This is a genomic window from Halolamina salifodinae (assembly GCF_017874235.1).
Lineage (GTDB): Archaea > Halobacteriota > Halobacteria > Halobacteriales > Haloferacaceae > Halolamina > Halolamina salifodinae.
On the sequence record NZ_JAGGLC010000003.1, the window covers coordinates 255,036 to 270,184 of the forward strand.

Sequence of the window (15,149 nt, forward strand, 5' to 3'; positions counted from 1 at the left end):
CCGTCGGCGGTGGCGGTTGTCATCACCGTCCACCCCCATCGGCGGCGAGGGCGTCCGGGAGCGTCCCAGCCGTCAGGAGCGACTGCGCCGCCGACTCGTCGATGCGCTGGGTCGACACCAGATCCAGCAGCGCGGACCGCTCCATCGCGGTCCCTTCGCGGTCACGGCGGTAGCGGGTGCAGGCCAGCGTCTCGCTCGCGGCGCTGAGGCCGGCGGCGAGGTGGTCGGCCTCGCGGGCGGCGGTCCACCGGCCGGGGACCGCCAGCCGACGAGCGGCAGCGCTGTCACCCGAAACGACGGCCTGCCGGAACGCCTCCGGGAAGACGCTCTCGACCCGGCGCGGCCAGACGCCGTCGACCAGCCCCACTGCGACGACGTGGGGTACCTCGCGGAGCCACGCGTCGGTCGCGTCGATCACGTCGACAGCCGCCGCGTTGGCGTGCTCGCGGCGCCCCGGCCTGGTCGTGACCACGCGTTCGGCCAGATCGGCGACGGCCAGCCACGACCGCGGAACGTCGCCGGTGTCGAGCCACTCGCCGTACTTCGCGCGGGTGTCGGTGAGTAGCTCCTCGATCCGGGAGAGCGCCCGGGCGTAGCGTGAGGTCCGGGAGAGATCCGTGGCGTCGTCGGCGAACACCGCCGGGAGTGCCACCTCCCGGCCGGCCTCGATCACCGGCTCAAAGGTCCGGTGGAGCGCGCTCGGGTCGGGAGTCCCGGGCTGGTCGCGGGCCCAGCCGAGGAGCGTCCGGAGCGGTTCGGCGTCCGCGGTCGGGAGGGCACCATCGTCGACGGCCGCATCGAGATGGTCGGCCCACCCGGCGACCGAGCGCGCCGAATCGGCGTCGAGCGTCTGCCGAAGGGCACCGATCTCGACGGTCGGCAGTGGCCACGCTGTCGACTCCTCGCGCTTCGCGGCGGGTGGAACCCACCGGAACTCGAGCGGCGCGAGTAACCCATCGAGGTCGACCGTATCGGCGCCCAACAGCTTACAGACCGCGTCGAACTGCCGGTACGGGATCGTTCGCTCGACCGGGAGCTGTGCCCAGACAGCGAGGCTGATCCCGTGGCGGCGGGCGGCACGGCGCAGGGGACGCTCGTACTCGGCGGCGTCGCGGGCCACGACCAGCATGTCGCTCGGCGACACGCCGCTCCGGAGGTGGCCGGCGACGACGACGGCCGCGAGCCGTGCCTCCGCCTCGGGGGTGTCGGCGACGAACTCCGCGGCGGAGAGGTCCGGAGCGACGCCGGCCCCGCCTTCGGCGTCGATCTCCGAGCCGGTGAGTCGATGGCGCAGCCGGTCGACGATGGCCGGGCCGGTTCCTGGCCGGAGCGAGAGTGTCACGTCGACGCCCGCACTGGCTGCGGCGTCGAGTAGATCGAGTAGCGGCGCGTCGACGGCACTTACGCCGGCGACCGAAAGCCGTTCGACCGAGGGGAACGCCTCGCGCCAGAGATCCGGGTCGGTCTGGAGGCGTTCGGCGGCAGCGGGCAGGAGCGTTTCACGGGAGTGGACGGGGGCGACGCGCTCGGCGAGCCCCTGTTCCAGCGCGCGAACGCCGGCAATCACGTCGGCAGTGTCCCGCGGAGCGACGCCCGGGAGCGACGATGCGACTGCCGAGAGCGCGTCGAGGCGACCCTCGGCCCAGCCGGTCATCTCGCCGACCCGGCTGTGGGCCGCGGCGATGGTCTCGGCGCGCGCGGTCAGATCGCTACCGAACGCGGCTCGAAGCCGGTCGTTCGCCTCGGTGTCGTGGTCGAGCAGCGTGTCGAGGTGTTTGAGCCGGTCGATCCGGTCGATAGTCTCGGTCTGGGTGCCTGCGGCGTCGAGCAGGTCGCCGGCGACGACTGTCGCGTCGATGAGTCGCAGGCTGCTTCTCGGGGCGGCCCGCTCGGCCAGCCGTCGCTTGAGGTTCCGTCGGTGGAGCCGTTCGGGGGTGACGACGAACTCGGTCGGAGTCGGCGCGCGCGCCGCCCGGTCGAGCAGCGCGTCGGCCTCGCCGACCGTCGCTCGGAACGTGCCCCTGTCGTGAGCGTCGGTCATGTGGGGAAGTGGATAGCTCGGAGGAGGGTCCGGACCGGGAAGAATCCGTGGGGCGGCGCCGCAGTCGCGGCAATCGGTTCCGGAAGCAGCCGGCGTATCGCCCGTCGGTGTGGACTCTCGGTATGCACGTCACGGTTCTGAGCACGGGCGGCACCATCGCGAGCACCGGCGGCGACAGCAAGACGCCGACGAAGGCCGGCGAGGAGCTACTCGACGCCGTTCCGGGGCTCTCGGAGTTGGCGTCGTTCTCCGTCGACCGAGTCGCGAGCGTCTCCGGCTTCGACGTGACCTGGGAGCGCGCGGCGGCGCTCCGCGCGGCGACCGAGCGCGCGGCCGCGGAATCGGACGGCATCGTCGTCACCCACGGCACCGACACGATGGCCGAGTCGGCGTACCTGCTCGACCTGACAACCGACCTCGATGTGCCGGTGGCGTTCACCGGCGCCCAGCGGCCGTTCGATCAGGTCGGGACCGACGGCCCGCCGAACCTCCTCTCGGCGGTCCGGACAGTCTCCCACGAGCGCGTCGACGACGGCACCTACCTCGTGTTCGACGACGAGGTCCACGCAGCCTGGGACGTGGTGAAGCGCCACACCAGCGCGCTCTCGACGTTCGACTCGCCCGAGCGGGGGCCTGTCGGGGAGTTCACGCCCGCGGGATTTCGGCTGTTCCGGGAGACCCGGAGCTACTCGGGGTCGGCGCCGGACGTCGACGAGATCGAGGCGGAGGTACCGGTACTGACCTCGGGGCTGGGTGTCGGCGGCGACGCGCTCTGCCGGGTGGTCGACCTTGACGACGGTCCGTTCGTGGATGGGGTGGTCGTCGCCGGCACAGGATTGGGGAACACCACGGGCGCGCTCTGTGGGGCCATCGAGGAGGTCCGAAAGGCGGGGATCCCGGTCGTCATCGCCTCACGCTGTCACGAGGGGGCGACCGCGCCGCTGTACGGCGGCGACGGCGGCGGGACGACGCTGGAGGAGTTCGGCGTGCTCTGGGCCGGCGACCTGCCGGCGTGGAAAGCCCGGATCAAGTTGGCCGTCGCACTCGCGCGAGAGGGGGAGGGGGTCGACGAGGCGTTCTTCGAGGCCGGCCTCCGTGAGCCGGGACAGTAGGGCTGCACAGCCGCTTTTGTCGTCGGGCGTGTAGAGAGTGTATGAGCGAGGGATCGGCTGAGGGATCGGCGGCGGCGCGGGTGGCTCTTTCCCTCTCGCCGAGCGACGACCGGACCGTCGACGCCGTCGACAGCGAGCGATACCGGGCGTACATCCGGCGTGCGCACGCGGGCCCGGTCGCGGTCGGCGAGGAGTGGGCCGAGTTCGTGAGCCGTGGCTGTGGTACGACTCGGGACGTGGAACTCAGAGTCGAGTCGGTCGAGGGCGGGGAGGAAATCGGCGAGGGGACCGAGTTCGCGTTCCTGTCGCGCGGTTAGGCCTCGGGGACGGCGTCGACGGTCGGCACCGAAACGCTGTCCAGCACGTCGCCGACGACCGTCGACTTCTCGATGCCGTCGACCTGAGCCTCGGGGGTGAGTACGAGGCGGTGGGCCAGCGCCGGGCCGGCGACGGCTTTCACGTCGTCGGGGGTGAGGAACTCACGGGAGCGCAGCGTCGCGTGGGAACGACTGATCTCGAACAGCCGCTGGGTCCCGCGCGGGGAGACGCCGACCTCGACGCGACGGTCCTCACGGGTCGCCCGGGCGATGTCGGCGACGTAGTCCAGCAGGTCCGGGTCGGCGTGGACGTTCTCGGGGACCTGCTGGAGCGCCTCGACCATCCCGTCCTCGAGCACGCGCTCGACGGCGGGAACCTGCTCGGTCCGGCCGGCGCGGCGCCGGAGCAGTTCGATCTCGCCGTCGCGGTCGGGGTAGCCCATCGAGTCCTTCACCGCGAAGCGGTCGACTTGGGCCTCCGGCAGCGGGAACGTCCCCTCGCTCTCGACGGGGTTCTGGGTCGCGATGACGATGAACGGTTCGGGGAGCTTCCGGGTCTCGCCCTCGACTGTCACCTGGCCTTCGGCCATCGCTTCCAGCAGCGCGGCCTGCGTTTTCGGCGGCGCGCGGTTGATCTCGTCGGCCAGCACGACGTTCGCGAACACGGGCCCGGGCTGGAACTCGAAGTCGCCCTCGCTCTCGTGGAACACGTTCGTCCCGGTGATGTCCGCGGGCAGAAGGTCGGGAGTGAACTGGATCCGGGAGAAGGAGAGCCCCAGCGCGGTGGAGACGCTCTGGGCGGTCAGGGTCTTGCCCGTGCCGGGCACGTCCTCGAGGAGGACGTGGCCGCGGGCGAGCACGCCCACGAGGACCGTTTCGAGGAACTCTCGGCGGACGATCACGCCGCCTTCGATGGCGTCGAGCACCGCCTCGCAGCGCTCGCCGGCCGCCGAGACGGAGGGTGGGTCTGTCGTCATTCGACTGGGGCTTACGCCGCGGGGGCCTAAGTTCCTCGGCTCGCGTTACCGCGGGGCATCGACGCCCGTGGACGGCTCGGCCGCTTGGCTGGTCGATTCGGCGGTCTACCGGCCGAGTTCCGTACCGCACTCGGGACACTCGGTGCCCATCTCGCCGCCCTCGAAGGTGAGCGCCAGCGAGTCGTTCTCGCACTCCGGGCACGGGCCGGGGACGCGCACGTCGGTCGTCTCCTTGGGCGCGCCGAACGCCAGCGCCTCGACGGCCTCGTCGCCCTCGTTCTGGCCGGTCTGGTACTCGCCGGGGGCGAATCGGACGACTTCGCCGGCCTCGACCTCGACGGTCTCGAGGTCGTCGAGGGGTTCCTCGGCGACGTCGAACGTCGCGGTACCCGAGAGGACGTAGAACAGTTCCTCCTGATCGAGGTGGGTGTGGAGGCCACCCGAGAACTCCTCGCCTGGTGCGAGTTCGTAGTGATTGATCGCGAAGTCGGTGGTTCCGAGTGCGCCGGTCAGATCGCGGCGGTCCATCTCCTCGTGCGTGTCGACGTCGTCGACGGTGACGTGTTCCATCATCTCACTGACCGGTCGCCCGGGCGAAGAAGCTTCGGCTCCCGGCGGGCGAAACAACACCGACTTCACCCCCCGTCTACCAGCCTTGTACACGAATGGCAACACGTGACACGTGGGTGTCGAATCTCGGATTCGTCCTCGCCGCCGTCGGGAGCGCGGCCGGACTGGGGAACATCTGGCGCTTCCCGTGGCTGACCGCCGGCAACGGCGGTAGCGCGTTTCTCGCCGTCTATCTGGCTATCGTCGTAAGCGTCGGCGTCCCCGGCCTGCTCGCTGAGTTCGTGCTCGGGCGTCGCGGCCGCCAGACGCCGATGGGGGCGCTGCGCTCGCTGACTGGCTCACGCTGGGGGTCGGTGCTGGGCGCGTTCAACGTGCTGACTACGCTCCTGATCCTCTCGTTTTACTCGGTTGTCGGGGGCTGGATCCTGCGCTACACGCTCGTCTCGCCGACTGGGGCCTACTTCGCACAGCCCCAGCAGTACTTCGGCGCCATCGGCTACGGGTTCGAGGCGGTCGGCTTCCACCTCCTCTTCCTGGGGATCGTCGCGGGAATCGTCTTCTTCGGCGTCAACCGCGGCATCGAGCGCGTTTCGAAGGTGATGCTCCCGGCGGTGGTCGTGCTGCTGGTGGGGCTGGCGGCGTGGACCGCGACCCAGCCGGGGACGGCAGCGGGCTACGCGTTCTACCTCGGGTTCGACGGCGAGTACCTGTTCGCGAACTTCGCGAGCGTGCTGGGGCCGGCAGCGGGACAGGCGCTGTTCACCCTCTCTGTCGGTGCTGGGACGATGTTGACCTACGCCTCCTACATCGACGAGGATAGCTCGCTCCCGCGGGACACCATCGTCATCGCCGTCTCGAACACGTTCATCGGCGTGCTCGCGGGACTGGTCGTCATCCCGCTGCTGTTCTCGCAGGGCGTCGATCCGGGACAGGGTGGCCCGGGTGCGCTGTTCGTCGGCCTCGCGGCCGCGTTCGAGTCGCTCCCCGGCGGGCGCGTCGTCGCGACGGCCTTCTTCGCGGCGGTGCTGATGGCCGCGGTGACCAGCGCGATCAGCCTGCTGGAGACGCCCGTGGCGACGCTCGTCGACGCTGTGGGGATGCCGCGCCGTCGGGCGACGCTGCTGATCTCCGGCGTGCTCGCGCTCACCGGCACCGGGCTCTCGCTCTCGGCACCGATCTTCCAGTTCGTCTCCGGCACGGTGGCCGACCTGATGCTCTCGGTCGGCCTGTTCGCGTTCCTCGTCATCGTCGGCTGGATGCTGCGCGAGGACGCCATCGCGGAGTTCCGCGCCGGCGCGGGCCGCATGGGCGTGCTCGCGCCCTCGTGGCTGTTCACGGTTAGCTGGCTGCTCCCGGTCGTCGTACTGTTCTCGCTGTCAAGCACCCTCGGCTCGCTGGTCGGCGTCTCGCTCGATCTGGGTAGTCGTGTGGCCGTCGCCGTGGTCCTCACGTTCGTCTGTCGGGCGGTCGTCGCCGTCGCCGTCGACGGCTGAGGTCGGTGTTGATGGGTGATCGGATCGGCGCCGGTCGACGCCGACTTCCGGCGACTGCGGGCCGAAATAGCCCCATGCCTGCGGGCGGTCGCCCTCGCCGTCGATCCAGCGCTCGCCGATGTCGTCGCGGTAGTAGCGGTTCGGCATCGCGATGTTCTCGACCCGGCTGTAGCACTGCTCCGGTGTGTCCTGTATCGTCTCGCCTTTTCCGGTGACGACGACGGGCATCCCGTTCTCCCTGGGACATGTCACTGGCCGCCGACGCGTTCGGTGTCCTCGAGGTGGACTCCTCTCGGTTTCGAAGACGCCGGTGTGGCCCCCCGACGGCTTTTTGGCCCGTCGGGTAATACTGTCGGGTATGAGAGAACGAATTAAGCGAGTCATCCGACGCGCACAGTTCGCCGCCGCGGGCGCCGCCATCGGCGGCGGTCTCGGTGGGCTGGTCGGCCGAAACGCGGCGAGTACCGGCGCCGGCTTCGGCGCCCTCATCGGGGCAACCGTCGCAGAGAAGATGGGACCGGTCGACGCGATGAAGGAACGATTCGACCGCGGCGGCGACGACGCCGACGCCGAAGCCGTCGCCGAGTAACGCGGTCAGCGTTTTTCAGTCGTCGCCGGCTGTTCGCCTCGGCGACCTCTTTAGTCGTCGGCCGGCTGTTCGCCTCGGCGACCTCTTTAGTCGTCGGCCGGCTGCTCGCGTCGGCGACCTCTTTAGTCGTCGGCCGGCTGCTCGCGTCGGCGACCCCGTTAGTCGTCGGCCGGCGCCGCGCCGCCCGACGAGACACCCGTTCCCGGACCGATCTCGATCCCGAGATCGTCGAGTTTCTCGTCCGGGACGACGCCGTCGACCCAGCCGCGGTGCTCGTAGTACTCCTCTTTCATCGCGTCGAGTTCACAGAGTTCGCCCTCGATCCCGCCGCCGGCGGGGACGGCGTCCTCGTCGCCCTTCACGAACCGGCCCGGGAGCGAGTCGTCGTCGCCGTCGAAGCCCGCGAGGTTGTTGTAGTAGCGCTCGAGGTTGTAGACGCGCTCGCCGGCCTCCATCAGCGCCTCCTCGCCCACGCTGCGGCCGGTCATCCCGTTGTACTGGTCGATGTACTCCTCGACGCCCTCCGCAAACGCGTTGAACTTGCAGATGTCGAAGGAGTCCGAGATGGCGTGGAGGTCCTGGAACGTCGCTGTGAGTTCGCCTTTGCCCTCCCACTCGGTCGGGTCGATTTTCTCCGGAATGCCGAGGATCTCGGCGGCCGGGGTGTAGCCCCGGAGGTGGCAGCCACCGCGGTTGGAGGTGGCGTAGGCGATGCCCATCCCCTTCAGGCCCCGTGGGTCGTAGGCGGCGATGGACTGGCCCTTCACGTCGAGGCGGCAGTCGTGGGCGTCGAGGGTCTCGGCGGCCCGTTTCTGGCCCTCCGCAAGCACGTCCGCGAGGTCCGTTTCGCGGTGGGCGACCTTCTCGAGCATCTCGACCATGGCGTCGACGTCGCCCCAGTCGAGGGTTTCGTCGAACTCCGCGAGGTAGCCCTTCTCGGCGGCCTCCATCGCGAACGCCAGCATGTTGCCACCGTCGATGGTGTCGATTCCGTAGTCGTTACAGCGGTCCATCAGCAGCGCGGTCCTGTCCCGGTCGTCGTTCATCGAGTTCGGGCCCAGCGCCCACGCCGACTCGTACTCGAAGGACTCCATCCTGACGTTCAGGTCCTGGCCCTTGTGGTTGACGTCGACCTCGACTTCCTTCTTGCAGGCGACGGGACAGGAGTGACACGTCGGGTCGTTGATCAGGATGTTCTGCTCGACGTTCTCCCCCGAGACCTTCTCGGAGTCGATGTTGGGTTCGCTCGGGTCGTTCTCGGCCTCGGTGCTCGTCGACGTGAACCGCCCGTTCCGGGTGGGGAGACCGTCCATCTCCTCGGCGAGGTTCATCAGCACGTTCGTCCCGTACACCGAGAGGCCGCCCTCGTTGGGCGCGGTCACGTCGGACTCCTGAATCGCCTGCATCGCGGCCTTGTGGCCGTCCATGAACGTCTCGCGGTCGGCGGGCTTGGGCATCTCCGTCCCGGACTTGATCACGACCGCTTTGAGGTTCTTCGACCCCATCACTGCGCCCGTGCCACCCCGTCCCGAGGCCCGGTCGTCCTCGTTGATGATGCAGGCGTAGCGCACCTGGTTCTCCCCGCCGGGACCGATAGCCATCGTCGAGAGGTCCTTGCCGTACTCGCCCTCGACTTCGTCCTCGATGGCGTCGACCGTGTCGTGGACGCCGTGGCCCCAGAGATGACTCGCGTCACGGAGTTCCACCTCGCCGTCCTCGACGACGGCGTAGACGGGGTCCTCGGCACGCCCTTCGAACAGGAGGCCGTCGAAACCGGCCCACTTGAGGCGCGCGCCGCTCCACCCGCCGTGGTGGGAGTCGGTCACCGTGTCCGTCAGCGGTGATTTGGTACAGACGGCGATCCGGCCGCTCATCGGCGTCTGGGTCCCCGTGAGCGGGCCGTTCATGAACGCCAGCAGGTTCTCGTCGCTGAGCGGTTCGACGTCGGGGCCGTTGTCGAACACGTACTTCACGCCGAGGCCGCGCGCGCCGATGTACTTGCGCGCGTCCTCGTCGTCGATGCTCTCGTAGTCGGTGTCGCCGGCCGTGAGGTCGACACGGGCGACCCGGTCTCTGAATCCGCCGAGGTCGGTCATGGGTAATGTACGACCGTTACATACGGTGCGTTACCTGTTAGTCGTTCCCACAGTGAGGTAGCCGAATTCGGTTACGTCGACGGCACTCGCGGGCCGCTCGAACGCGGCGTTTCCCGCTCCCCTCGGGCGGTTCCACGGGCGGGAACTTTATGCGGGTCGGTGTGCCATAGGGGCCCATGGAGCCGGTCTCTCTCGGCGTACCCGAACCGATTCTCGACTCGCTGCCGGGCGACGACGACGCCCGCACGGACATGCGCGAAGCCGTCGCCGGGTGGGAGCGCCGCCTCAACGGCGCCATCGAGGCCGCCGAGGACGACGGTGAGGCCGCGGGCGACGTGGTCGACGCCCTCGAACGCTTCGAGAACCGGATGGAGCGCTTCGACGAGTTCGTCCCCGAACTCCGGGCGTGGGGCCAGTCCCCCATCTACGCCATCGCGTGGCGAAATCTCTACGCCGAACTGATCGCCCAACTGTACGACCACGACGAACTCGGACCGGCGCTGGACCGCGAGCGCAACCAGCGGCTGGTCGAGGACGGCATCCGGTTCGGGGGCCGATGAACGTCCAACTCCGGTTTTTCGCGACGTTTCGCCAGGCCGTCGGCAGCAAGGTGGTCGAACGGGAGTACCCCGAGGGAACCACTATCGGCGAAGTACTCCGGGATCTGGAGGCCGAGTACGAGGGGCTGGCGGGCCAACTCATCGAGGACGGCGACCTGCGCCCGCACATCAACGTCCTCAAGAGCGGGCGCGAGGCGCTGCATCTCGACGGGATGGAGACGGAACTGGAAGACGGCGACACGCTGAGCGTGTTCCCGCCGGTGGCAGGTGGGTAGATGCGCCGCGAGAAGGCGTTCCGCGGCATCTCGGTCCGGTTGGCCCGGAACTATCTCGAGAGCCTCGGCGGCACGGCCGTCGATGACGCTACCGTCGAGGCTGCGGAGTGGCGCGCGACGCTCTCCGCGGAGAAAGTGGCTATCGGCGCGTCGCTCGAACTCACCGAGGTCACCGTCGTCTTCGAGGCCGACGAGTCGTTCGGTGAGGAGGCCTTCGAGACGCTGATCGAGGAGTTCTCGCGGAAGGCAATGCGGGCCGGCGGCTGACTCACTCGGTGAGGCTGTCGATCACTCGGGCGGAGAACGCCACCTCGTCCAGTTCGCCGGCATCGAGTGCATCCAGCCAGTCGACGTCGACGCGCCAGCGACCTATCTCGCCCCCGTCGAGATCAGTGACCGTCGCCTCGATGTCGCGGACCGGCCAGTCGCGTTCCTCGGAGAGCGTTCGGAACACGTTCACGATATCGCCCACCTGCTGGTGGGGAATCTCGCCGTGCTGGTCGGCGGCAGCGGATTCGTAGGCGAACCGGTAGGTGTCGTCCTCGACGGCGACCGACCGGAGGTAGCAGCCGTGGTTCGTGAGCCGTGACTCGAGCGCGAACGCGCGGTCGTCGTCCATCGGCGGGTGGAGGCGGCGACGGGGAATAGGTGTTTTCCCAGGGCGGCAGCGCTGACCACCCACACCCCGGGAAGCTTTAACAGACTACGTGTATATGAACAGCACATGTCCCCCGAGGTAGCCGCCGTTCGCGAGGATTTTCCCGTTCTCGACCGAACTGTCGATGGCCAGCCGCTGACCTACCTCGACAACGCCGCGACGACCCAGACCCCGCGACAGGTGTACGAGACCTTCGAGGCGTTCTACGCCGGCTACAACGCCAACGTCCACCGCGGGATCCACACGCTGAGCCACGAGGCGTCGCTGGCCTACGAGGCGGCCCACGACCGCGTCGCGGAGTTCGTCGGCGCCAGCGGCGGCCGCGAGGAGATGGTGTTCACCCGCAACACTACCGAGAGCATCAACCTCGTGGCCCACGGCCTCGCGCTGCCCGAGTTCGGTCCGGGCGACGCCATCGTCACCACGGAGATGGAGCACCACGCTTCGCTGGTCACCTGGCAGCAGGTGGCCAAGCGCACCGGTGCGGAACTACGGTTCGTCGAAGTCACCGACGATGGCCACGTCGACCTCGACCACGCGAAATCACTGATCGACGACGACGTGGAGCTGGTGTCGATCCCGCACGTCTCGAACGTGCTGGGGACGATCAACCCCGTTCGGGCGTTTGCGGACCTCGCCCACGACGCCGGCGCGGTGCTGCTGGTCGACGGCGCCCAGTCGGCGCCGACGCGGCCCGTCGATGTCGAGGCCATGGGCGCTGACTTCTTCGCCTTCTCGGGGCACAAGATGGCCGGCCCGACGGGCATCGGCGGTCTCTACGGGCGGAAAGAGCTACTCGAGGGGATGGAGCCGTTCCTCTACGGCGGCGAGATGATCCAGCACGTGACGTTCGACCGCTCGACGTGGAACGGCCTGCCCTGGAAGTTCGAGGCCGGCACGCCCCCAATCGCGGAGGGTATCGCGCTCGCGGCCGCCGTCGACTACCTCGACGACCTCGGGATGGAGTGGGTGCGCGAGCACGAGAACCGCCTCGCGCAGTACGCGCTCGAGCGGCTGGAGGCCCGCGACGACGTGGAGACGTACGGCCCGGGTCCGGGCGAGGAACGAACGGGGCTGGTGAGCTTCAACGTCGACGGCGTCCACGGCCACGACCTCTCCTCGATCCTGAACGACCGGGGGATCGCGGTCCGCGCGGGCGACCACTGCACTCAGCCACTCCACGACCGCATGGACGTGCCCGGGTCCGTGCGCGCGTCGTTCTACGTGTACAACACCACCGAGGAGGTCGACCGCCTGCTCGACGCCATCGACGACGCCGGGGCCAAACTCGACGCCTACCTCTCTTCCGACCGGTACAGCGAGCGCCTATACGACCACCACCGCAACCCCCGGAACGGGGGTAGCCTCACGAACCCCTCGCTGGTGAAGTCCTCCGAGGAGACATCCTGCGGCGACGAAGGTGAGTTCCACGTCGAGATTGCCGGGGACGGCACCATCGAGCGCCTCGCGTTCGAGAGCCGGTCCTGCGCGGTGAGTCGCGCCGTCGCGAGCCTCATCACCGAGTATCTGGAGGGGCGGACGGTCGCCGAGGCCGCCGAGATGGAGGGCGAGGTAGTGTCGATGCTCGACGGGCAGTTCCCAGACCTCCGCAAGGAGTGCGTCGTCGGCCCGGAGGACGTGATCCGGGAGGCCGCACGGGAGTATCTGGATGGGGAGGTCGGCGAGGCGGTCTCGACGGCGTAGCCTGCGGCATCTCGTCGCGCCTCGGTCCGGGGTCTGGCGCTCATTCCTTTGGCTAACTTGACATATCTCCGTAACGTTATGCCGTTCCGGGTTCACGGATAAGGGGAACACCGGATGGAGCACACCGGCGACGCGATCCGCGTTCTGCACGTCGACGACGATCCGGCGTTCGCGGATCTCACCGTGAGGTTCCTCGAACGCGAGAACGAGCGCTTCGAGGTCACGACGGCGAGAAGCGCCAGCGCCGGCCTCGAACGCCTCGTCGCCGAGCGGTTCGACTGCGTGGTCTCGGACCACGATATGCCCAGGACGACGGGTATCGAGTTCTTGGAAACGGTCCGGGCCGAGCAGCCAGGTCTCCCCTTCATCCTCTTCACTGGGAAGGGGAGTGAGGAAGTCGCCAGCGAGGCGATCTCCCGCGGCGTCACCGACTACCTCCAGAAGGCGCGGGGAACTGAACACTACGCGATCCTCGCCAACCGGATCGGCAACGCCGTCGGGAGCTACCGGGCCGAGCGCATGGTCGAGCGGACCCGCTCGCAGTTCGAAGCCATCGCGGAACACACGCTGGACGCCATCGTGACTATCGACGCCGACAGCCGCGTCCGGTTCGCGAACCCGGCCGTCGAGGACCTGTTCGGCTACGCGCCCGATGAACTCGAGGGAGAGCCGTTGCTGGCGATCATGTCGGAGCGCTACCACGCCTCGCATCTCTCGGCAATCGACCGATACGTCGACACCGACGAGCGGACTATCGGCTGGTCGAACGTGGAGTTCCCGGCGAAACACCGTGATGGGACGGAGGTCCCGGTCTCGATCTCCTTCGGGGAGTTCGAACACGACGGCGAGAAGCGGTTCATCGGCATCATGCGGGAGGTCTCCGGCACGCCACAGTACGGCGGGCAGGACCCCGCGTTCCTCGAGGCGTTGGTCGAGACCATCGGTGTCGGCGTCGCCGCATACGACGAGAGCGGCACGCTTAGCTACGTGAACGAGCGGTTCGCCGAAAACCTCGGCACCGATAAGGAACACCTCGAGGGGACAGCGATCTGGGAGATCAACCCCGTTCTCGACCGCGAGCAGTTCGATGCCTACTGGGCGTCGTTCGAACCCGGCGAGACCCGGACCGCGGAGACGACCCACTCCTTCGAGGGCACGGAACTCCCCGTCGAGGCGGTGACGACCTGTGCGGATATCGCCGGTCCCACGTACCACTTCGGAACCGTTCGGGACATCAGCGAGGACCTGGGCTAAGAGGAGCGCTTCCGGGCGTTCGTCGAGCAGTCCAACGGCATCCTCACCGTGCTCAACGGGTTTGGGGGTTTCAGCGGCGTTTGTGTGTGGGTTATTTTCTGGTCTAACAGCTGCTCAAAAGGCTGTACCATCCGATATTAGCCAATTCGAAAAGAAAGAAAAAATTCGCGTCGAACTGAACGGTTAGGCCGGGACGTCGATGGTCTTGTCCATGAGGACCGACTCAGACGGTCCATGGATGACCCGGACACGGACTTCCCCGCCGGAATTCGATCCGACAGTGTCCGAGTTAAGCCCGTTGCCGTCAGTGAACGTCGCACTGTCGCCAACGGTGAACTCGTCACTGGAACTGTACCCATCAGCATCACTGAAGTTGAATGAAGTGCTGCCGATATTGATCTGGAGGTCACTTACCGTCATCCCGTCGCCACCGTCGTGGGAGATCGTGACCGAACTATTGTTGCCAGCATCAGCACTGAGCGTCGACTGTGGCGCCTGATTCAGGCTGTCGCCGAGACCGAGGACGAACGTGCCGATCACGGCCGCGAGAATCACGGTGATGGCGACCATCAGGATTACGCCTATGACAGGGCTAACGGCCCGATCATCGTCGGAAAATCCGTTTTTATTATCTTTCATTGGTGGTTTTGAATCTTAAACAGTAGTTACTGGACATCAACTTCCGTGTTGAGCAGGATCGACTGCGACGGGTCATGGATAACCTTGACTGTATAGGTATTTTCACTACTAATGTTTCCGCCACTAACCGTTAGAGTCCCGCCAACAGAGAGTTCGCTATCGGTCCACCCACTGACACTAGTGGTCAGTTCGGAACCAGAGCTATTCGTGACGGTGATCGAAATATCGCTCTTGGGGAGGGGGTCGCCGCCGTTGTGGTTAATCGTAATGTTACCGCTATCACTGCTTGCATCGAGCGTCGACTGTGGCGCCTGATTCAGGCTATCTCCGAGCCCCAGGACGAACGTCCCGATCACCGCTGCCAGAATCACGGTAATGGCGACCATCAGGATGACGCCAATAACCGGGCTTACGCCCCTTTCCTCGTCGAGTAACGCTTTGATCTGCTGTTTCATGTATAGCCTACGACACGGATCGTTCGCGAACGAAACCGCGTCTACTACTCAAAACTGAGCGGGGACCCATAAATACCGTGGCCAGATTATCAGTTGCGAGAGTGACGCCCTCCGCCACTTTCAGGATGATTGGCAGAAACCCGGCGCCGGTGTGGCCGCCACCGGATCTCCGCGTCGTAGGATTTGCCCCATGCTGGGGCTACTCAATCTGGGGGACCCAGAAGCATAACCCCTCCGGCGTAGGGCTGGCCACTGATTATGGCCTCTCCGAATTATCCTTTTTCGCCTCGGCCTGCCTACCCCCAGTGACGGCTCCTCTGGAGCCACCGCAGTCGTAGGAATGAGGTATCGCTCGGATCAATCCCGGCTCACAGGGTGGTTGATAGACGCGCATCGTCTCCCGGGGGCG

17 protein-coding genes are annotated in these 15,149 nt (G+C 67.5%); 9 read left to right on the forward strand and 8 right to left on the reverse strand.

Features of this window, described 5'->3' with window-relative positions:
• Positions 1-22: 22 nt before the first annotated feature.
• Entirely contained in the window at positions 23-2,041 is a 2,019-nt protein-coding gene (locus J2753_RS08265; RefSeq protein ID WP_209491467.1) for a hypothetical protein, read from the reverse strand.
• Between the two features lie 122 nt (positions 2,042-2,163).
• Here J2753_RS08265 and J2753_RS08270 point away from each other — a divergent pair, with 122 nt between their 5' ends.
• Together J2753_RS08270 and J2753_RS08275 are read left to right on the forward strand one after the other, a co-directional pair.
• Complete coding sequence (locus tag J2753_RS08270; RefSeq protein ID WP_209491468.1) at positions 2,164-3,153, forward strand: asparaginase; 990 nt, start codon at positions 2,164-2,166, stop codon at positions 3,151-3,153.
• A gap of 41 nt (positions 3,154-3,194) precedes the next feature.
• Positions 3,195-3,470 (forward strand): hypothetical protein, encoded by a 276-nt coding sequence (locus tag J2753_RS08275; protein ID WP_209491469.1) that lies wholly within the window; start codon positions 3,195-3,197, stop codon positions 3,468-3,470.
• Here the strand turns inward: J2753_RS08275 and J2753_RS08280 are convergent.
• The gene (locus J2753_RS08280) at positions 3,467-4,447 is read right to left on the reverse strand and encodes an AAA family ATPase (RefSeq protein ID WP_209491470.1); all 981 of its coding nucleotides are present in this window, start codon (positions 4,445-4,447) and stop codon (positions 3,467-3,469) included. The two genes, J2753_RS08275 and J2753_RS08280, sit on opposite strands and share 4 nt — an antisense overlap.
• A 105-nt stretch (positions 4,448-4,552) precedes the next feature.
• Positions 4,553-5,017, reverse strand: coding sequence for a cupin domain-containing protein (locus tag J2753_RS08285; RefSeq protein WP_209491471.1), 465 nt, complete (start codon positions 5,015-5,017; stop codon positions 4,553-4,555).
• Between the two features lie 95 nt (positions 5,018-5,112).
• Between J2753_RS08285 and J2753_RS08290 the strand changes: the two genes are divergently transcribed.
• Positions 5,113-6,510, forward strand: a complete 1,398-nt coding sequence (locus tag J2753_RS08290; RefSeq protein WP_209491472.1) for a sodium-dependent transporter — start codon at positions 5,113-5,115, stop codon at positions 6,508-6,510.
• Here the strand turns inward: J2753_RS08290 and J2753_RS14750 are convergent.
• Positions 6,394-6,762: a hypothetical protein gene (locus tag J2753_RS14750; protein WP_379810671.1), complete on the reverse strand. Its 369-nt coding sequence runs from the start codon at positions 6,760-6,762 to the stop codon at positions 6,394-6,396. The genes J2753_RS08290 and J2753_RS14750 overlap by 117 nt on opposite strands.
• 106 nt (positions 6,763-6,868) lie before the next feature.
• On the opposite strand from J2753_RS14750, the gene J2753_RS08300 reads away from it, so the two are divergent.
• Entirely contained in the window at positions 6,869-7,099 is a 231-nt protein-coding gene (locus J2753_RS08300) for a hypothetical protein (RefSeq protein ID WP_209491473.1), read from the forward strand.
• A 158-nt stretch (positions 7,100-7,257) separates the two neighbouring features.
• Here the strand turns inward: J2753_RS08300 and J2753_RS08305 are convergent, their stop codons facing one another.
• Entirely contained in the window at positions 7,258-9,195 is a 1,938-nt protein-coding gene (locus J2753_RS08305) for an aldehyde ferredoxin oxidoreductase family protein (RefSeq protein WP_209491474.1), read from the reverse strand.
• A 176-nt stretch (positions 9,196-9,371) separates the two neighbouring features.
• Here J2753_RS08305 and J2753_RS08310 point away from each other — a divergent pair, with 176 nt between their 5' ends.
• Genes J2753_RS08310 through J2753_RS08320 form a run of 3 tightly spaced genes read left to right on the forward strand, consistent with a single transcriptional unit; the run spans position 9,372 to position 10,297 of the window.
• Positions 9,372-9,755 carry a hypothetical protein gene (locus J2753_RS08310; protein ID WP_209491475.1) on the forward strand — a complete coding sequence of 128 codons (384 nt, stop codon included), beginning with the start codon at positions 9,372-9,374 and terminating at the stop codon, positions 9,753-9,755.
• Complete coding sequence (locus J2753_RS08315; protein WP_209491476.1) at positions 9,752-10,030, forward strand: ubiquitin-like small modifier protein 1; 279 nt, start codon at positions 9,752-9,754, stop codon at positions 10,028-10,030. Before J2753_RS08310 ends, J2753_RS08315 begins: the two co-directional genes overlap by 4 nt.
• Positions 10,031-10,297: a hypothetical protein gene (locus tag J2753_RS08320; protein WP_209491477.1), complete on the forward strand. Its 267-nt coding sequence runs from the start codon at positions 10,031-10,033 to the stop codon at positions 10,295-10,297.
• A gap of 1 nt (position 10,298) precedes the next feature.
• Here J2753_RS08320 and J2753_RS08325 read toward each other — a convergent pair whose 3' ends face one another.
• Positions 10,299-10,649, reverse strand: coding sequence for a hypothetical protein (locus J2753_RS08325; RefSeq protein WP_209491478.1), 351 nt, complete (start codon positions 10,647-10,649; stop codon positions 10,299-10,301).
• Positions 10,650-10,754: 105 nt separating this feature from the next.
• On the opposite strand from J2753_RS08325, the gene J2753_RS08330 reads away from it, so the two are divergent.
• Both J2753_RS08330 and J2753_RS08335 read left to right on the forward strand, forming a co-directional pair.
• A complete protein-coding gene (locus J2753_RS08330; protein ID WP_209491479.1) occupies positions 10,755-12,392 on the forward strand; it encodes a SufS family cysteine desulfurase in 1,638 nt (545 codons plus the stop codon).
• 114 nt (positions 12,393-12,506) lie between these two features.
• Positions 12,507-13,646 (forward strand): PAS domain-containing response regulator, encoded by a 1,140-nt coding sequence (locus J2753_RS08335; RefSeq protein WP_209491480.1) that lies wholly within the window; start codon positions 12,507-12,509, stop codon positions 13,644-13,646.
• A gap of 183 nt (positions 13,647-13,829) precedes the next feature.
• On the opposite strand, the gene J2753_RS08340 is transcribed toward J2753_RS08335, so the two are convergent.
• Both J2753_RS08340 and J2753_RS08345 read right to left on the reverse strand, forming a co-directional pair.
• Complete coding sequence (locus tag J2753_RS08340) at positions 13,830-14,216, reverse strand: type IV pilin (protein ID WP_394357471.1); 387 nt, start codon at positions 14,214-14,216, stop codon at positions 13,830-13,832.
• 95 nt (positions 14,217-14,311) lie between these two features.
• Entirely contained in the window at positions 14,312-14,740 is a 429-nt protein-coding gene (locus tag J2753_RS08345; protein ID WP_209491482.1) for a type IV pilin, read from the reverse strand.
• Positions 14,741-15,149 lie beyond the last annotated feature (409 nt).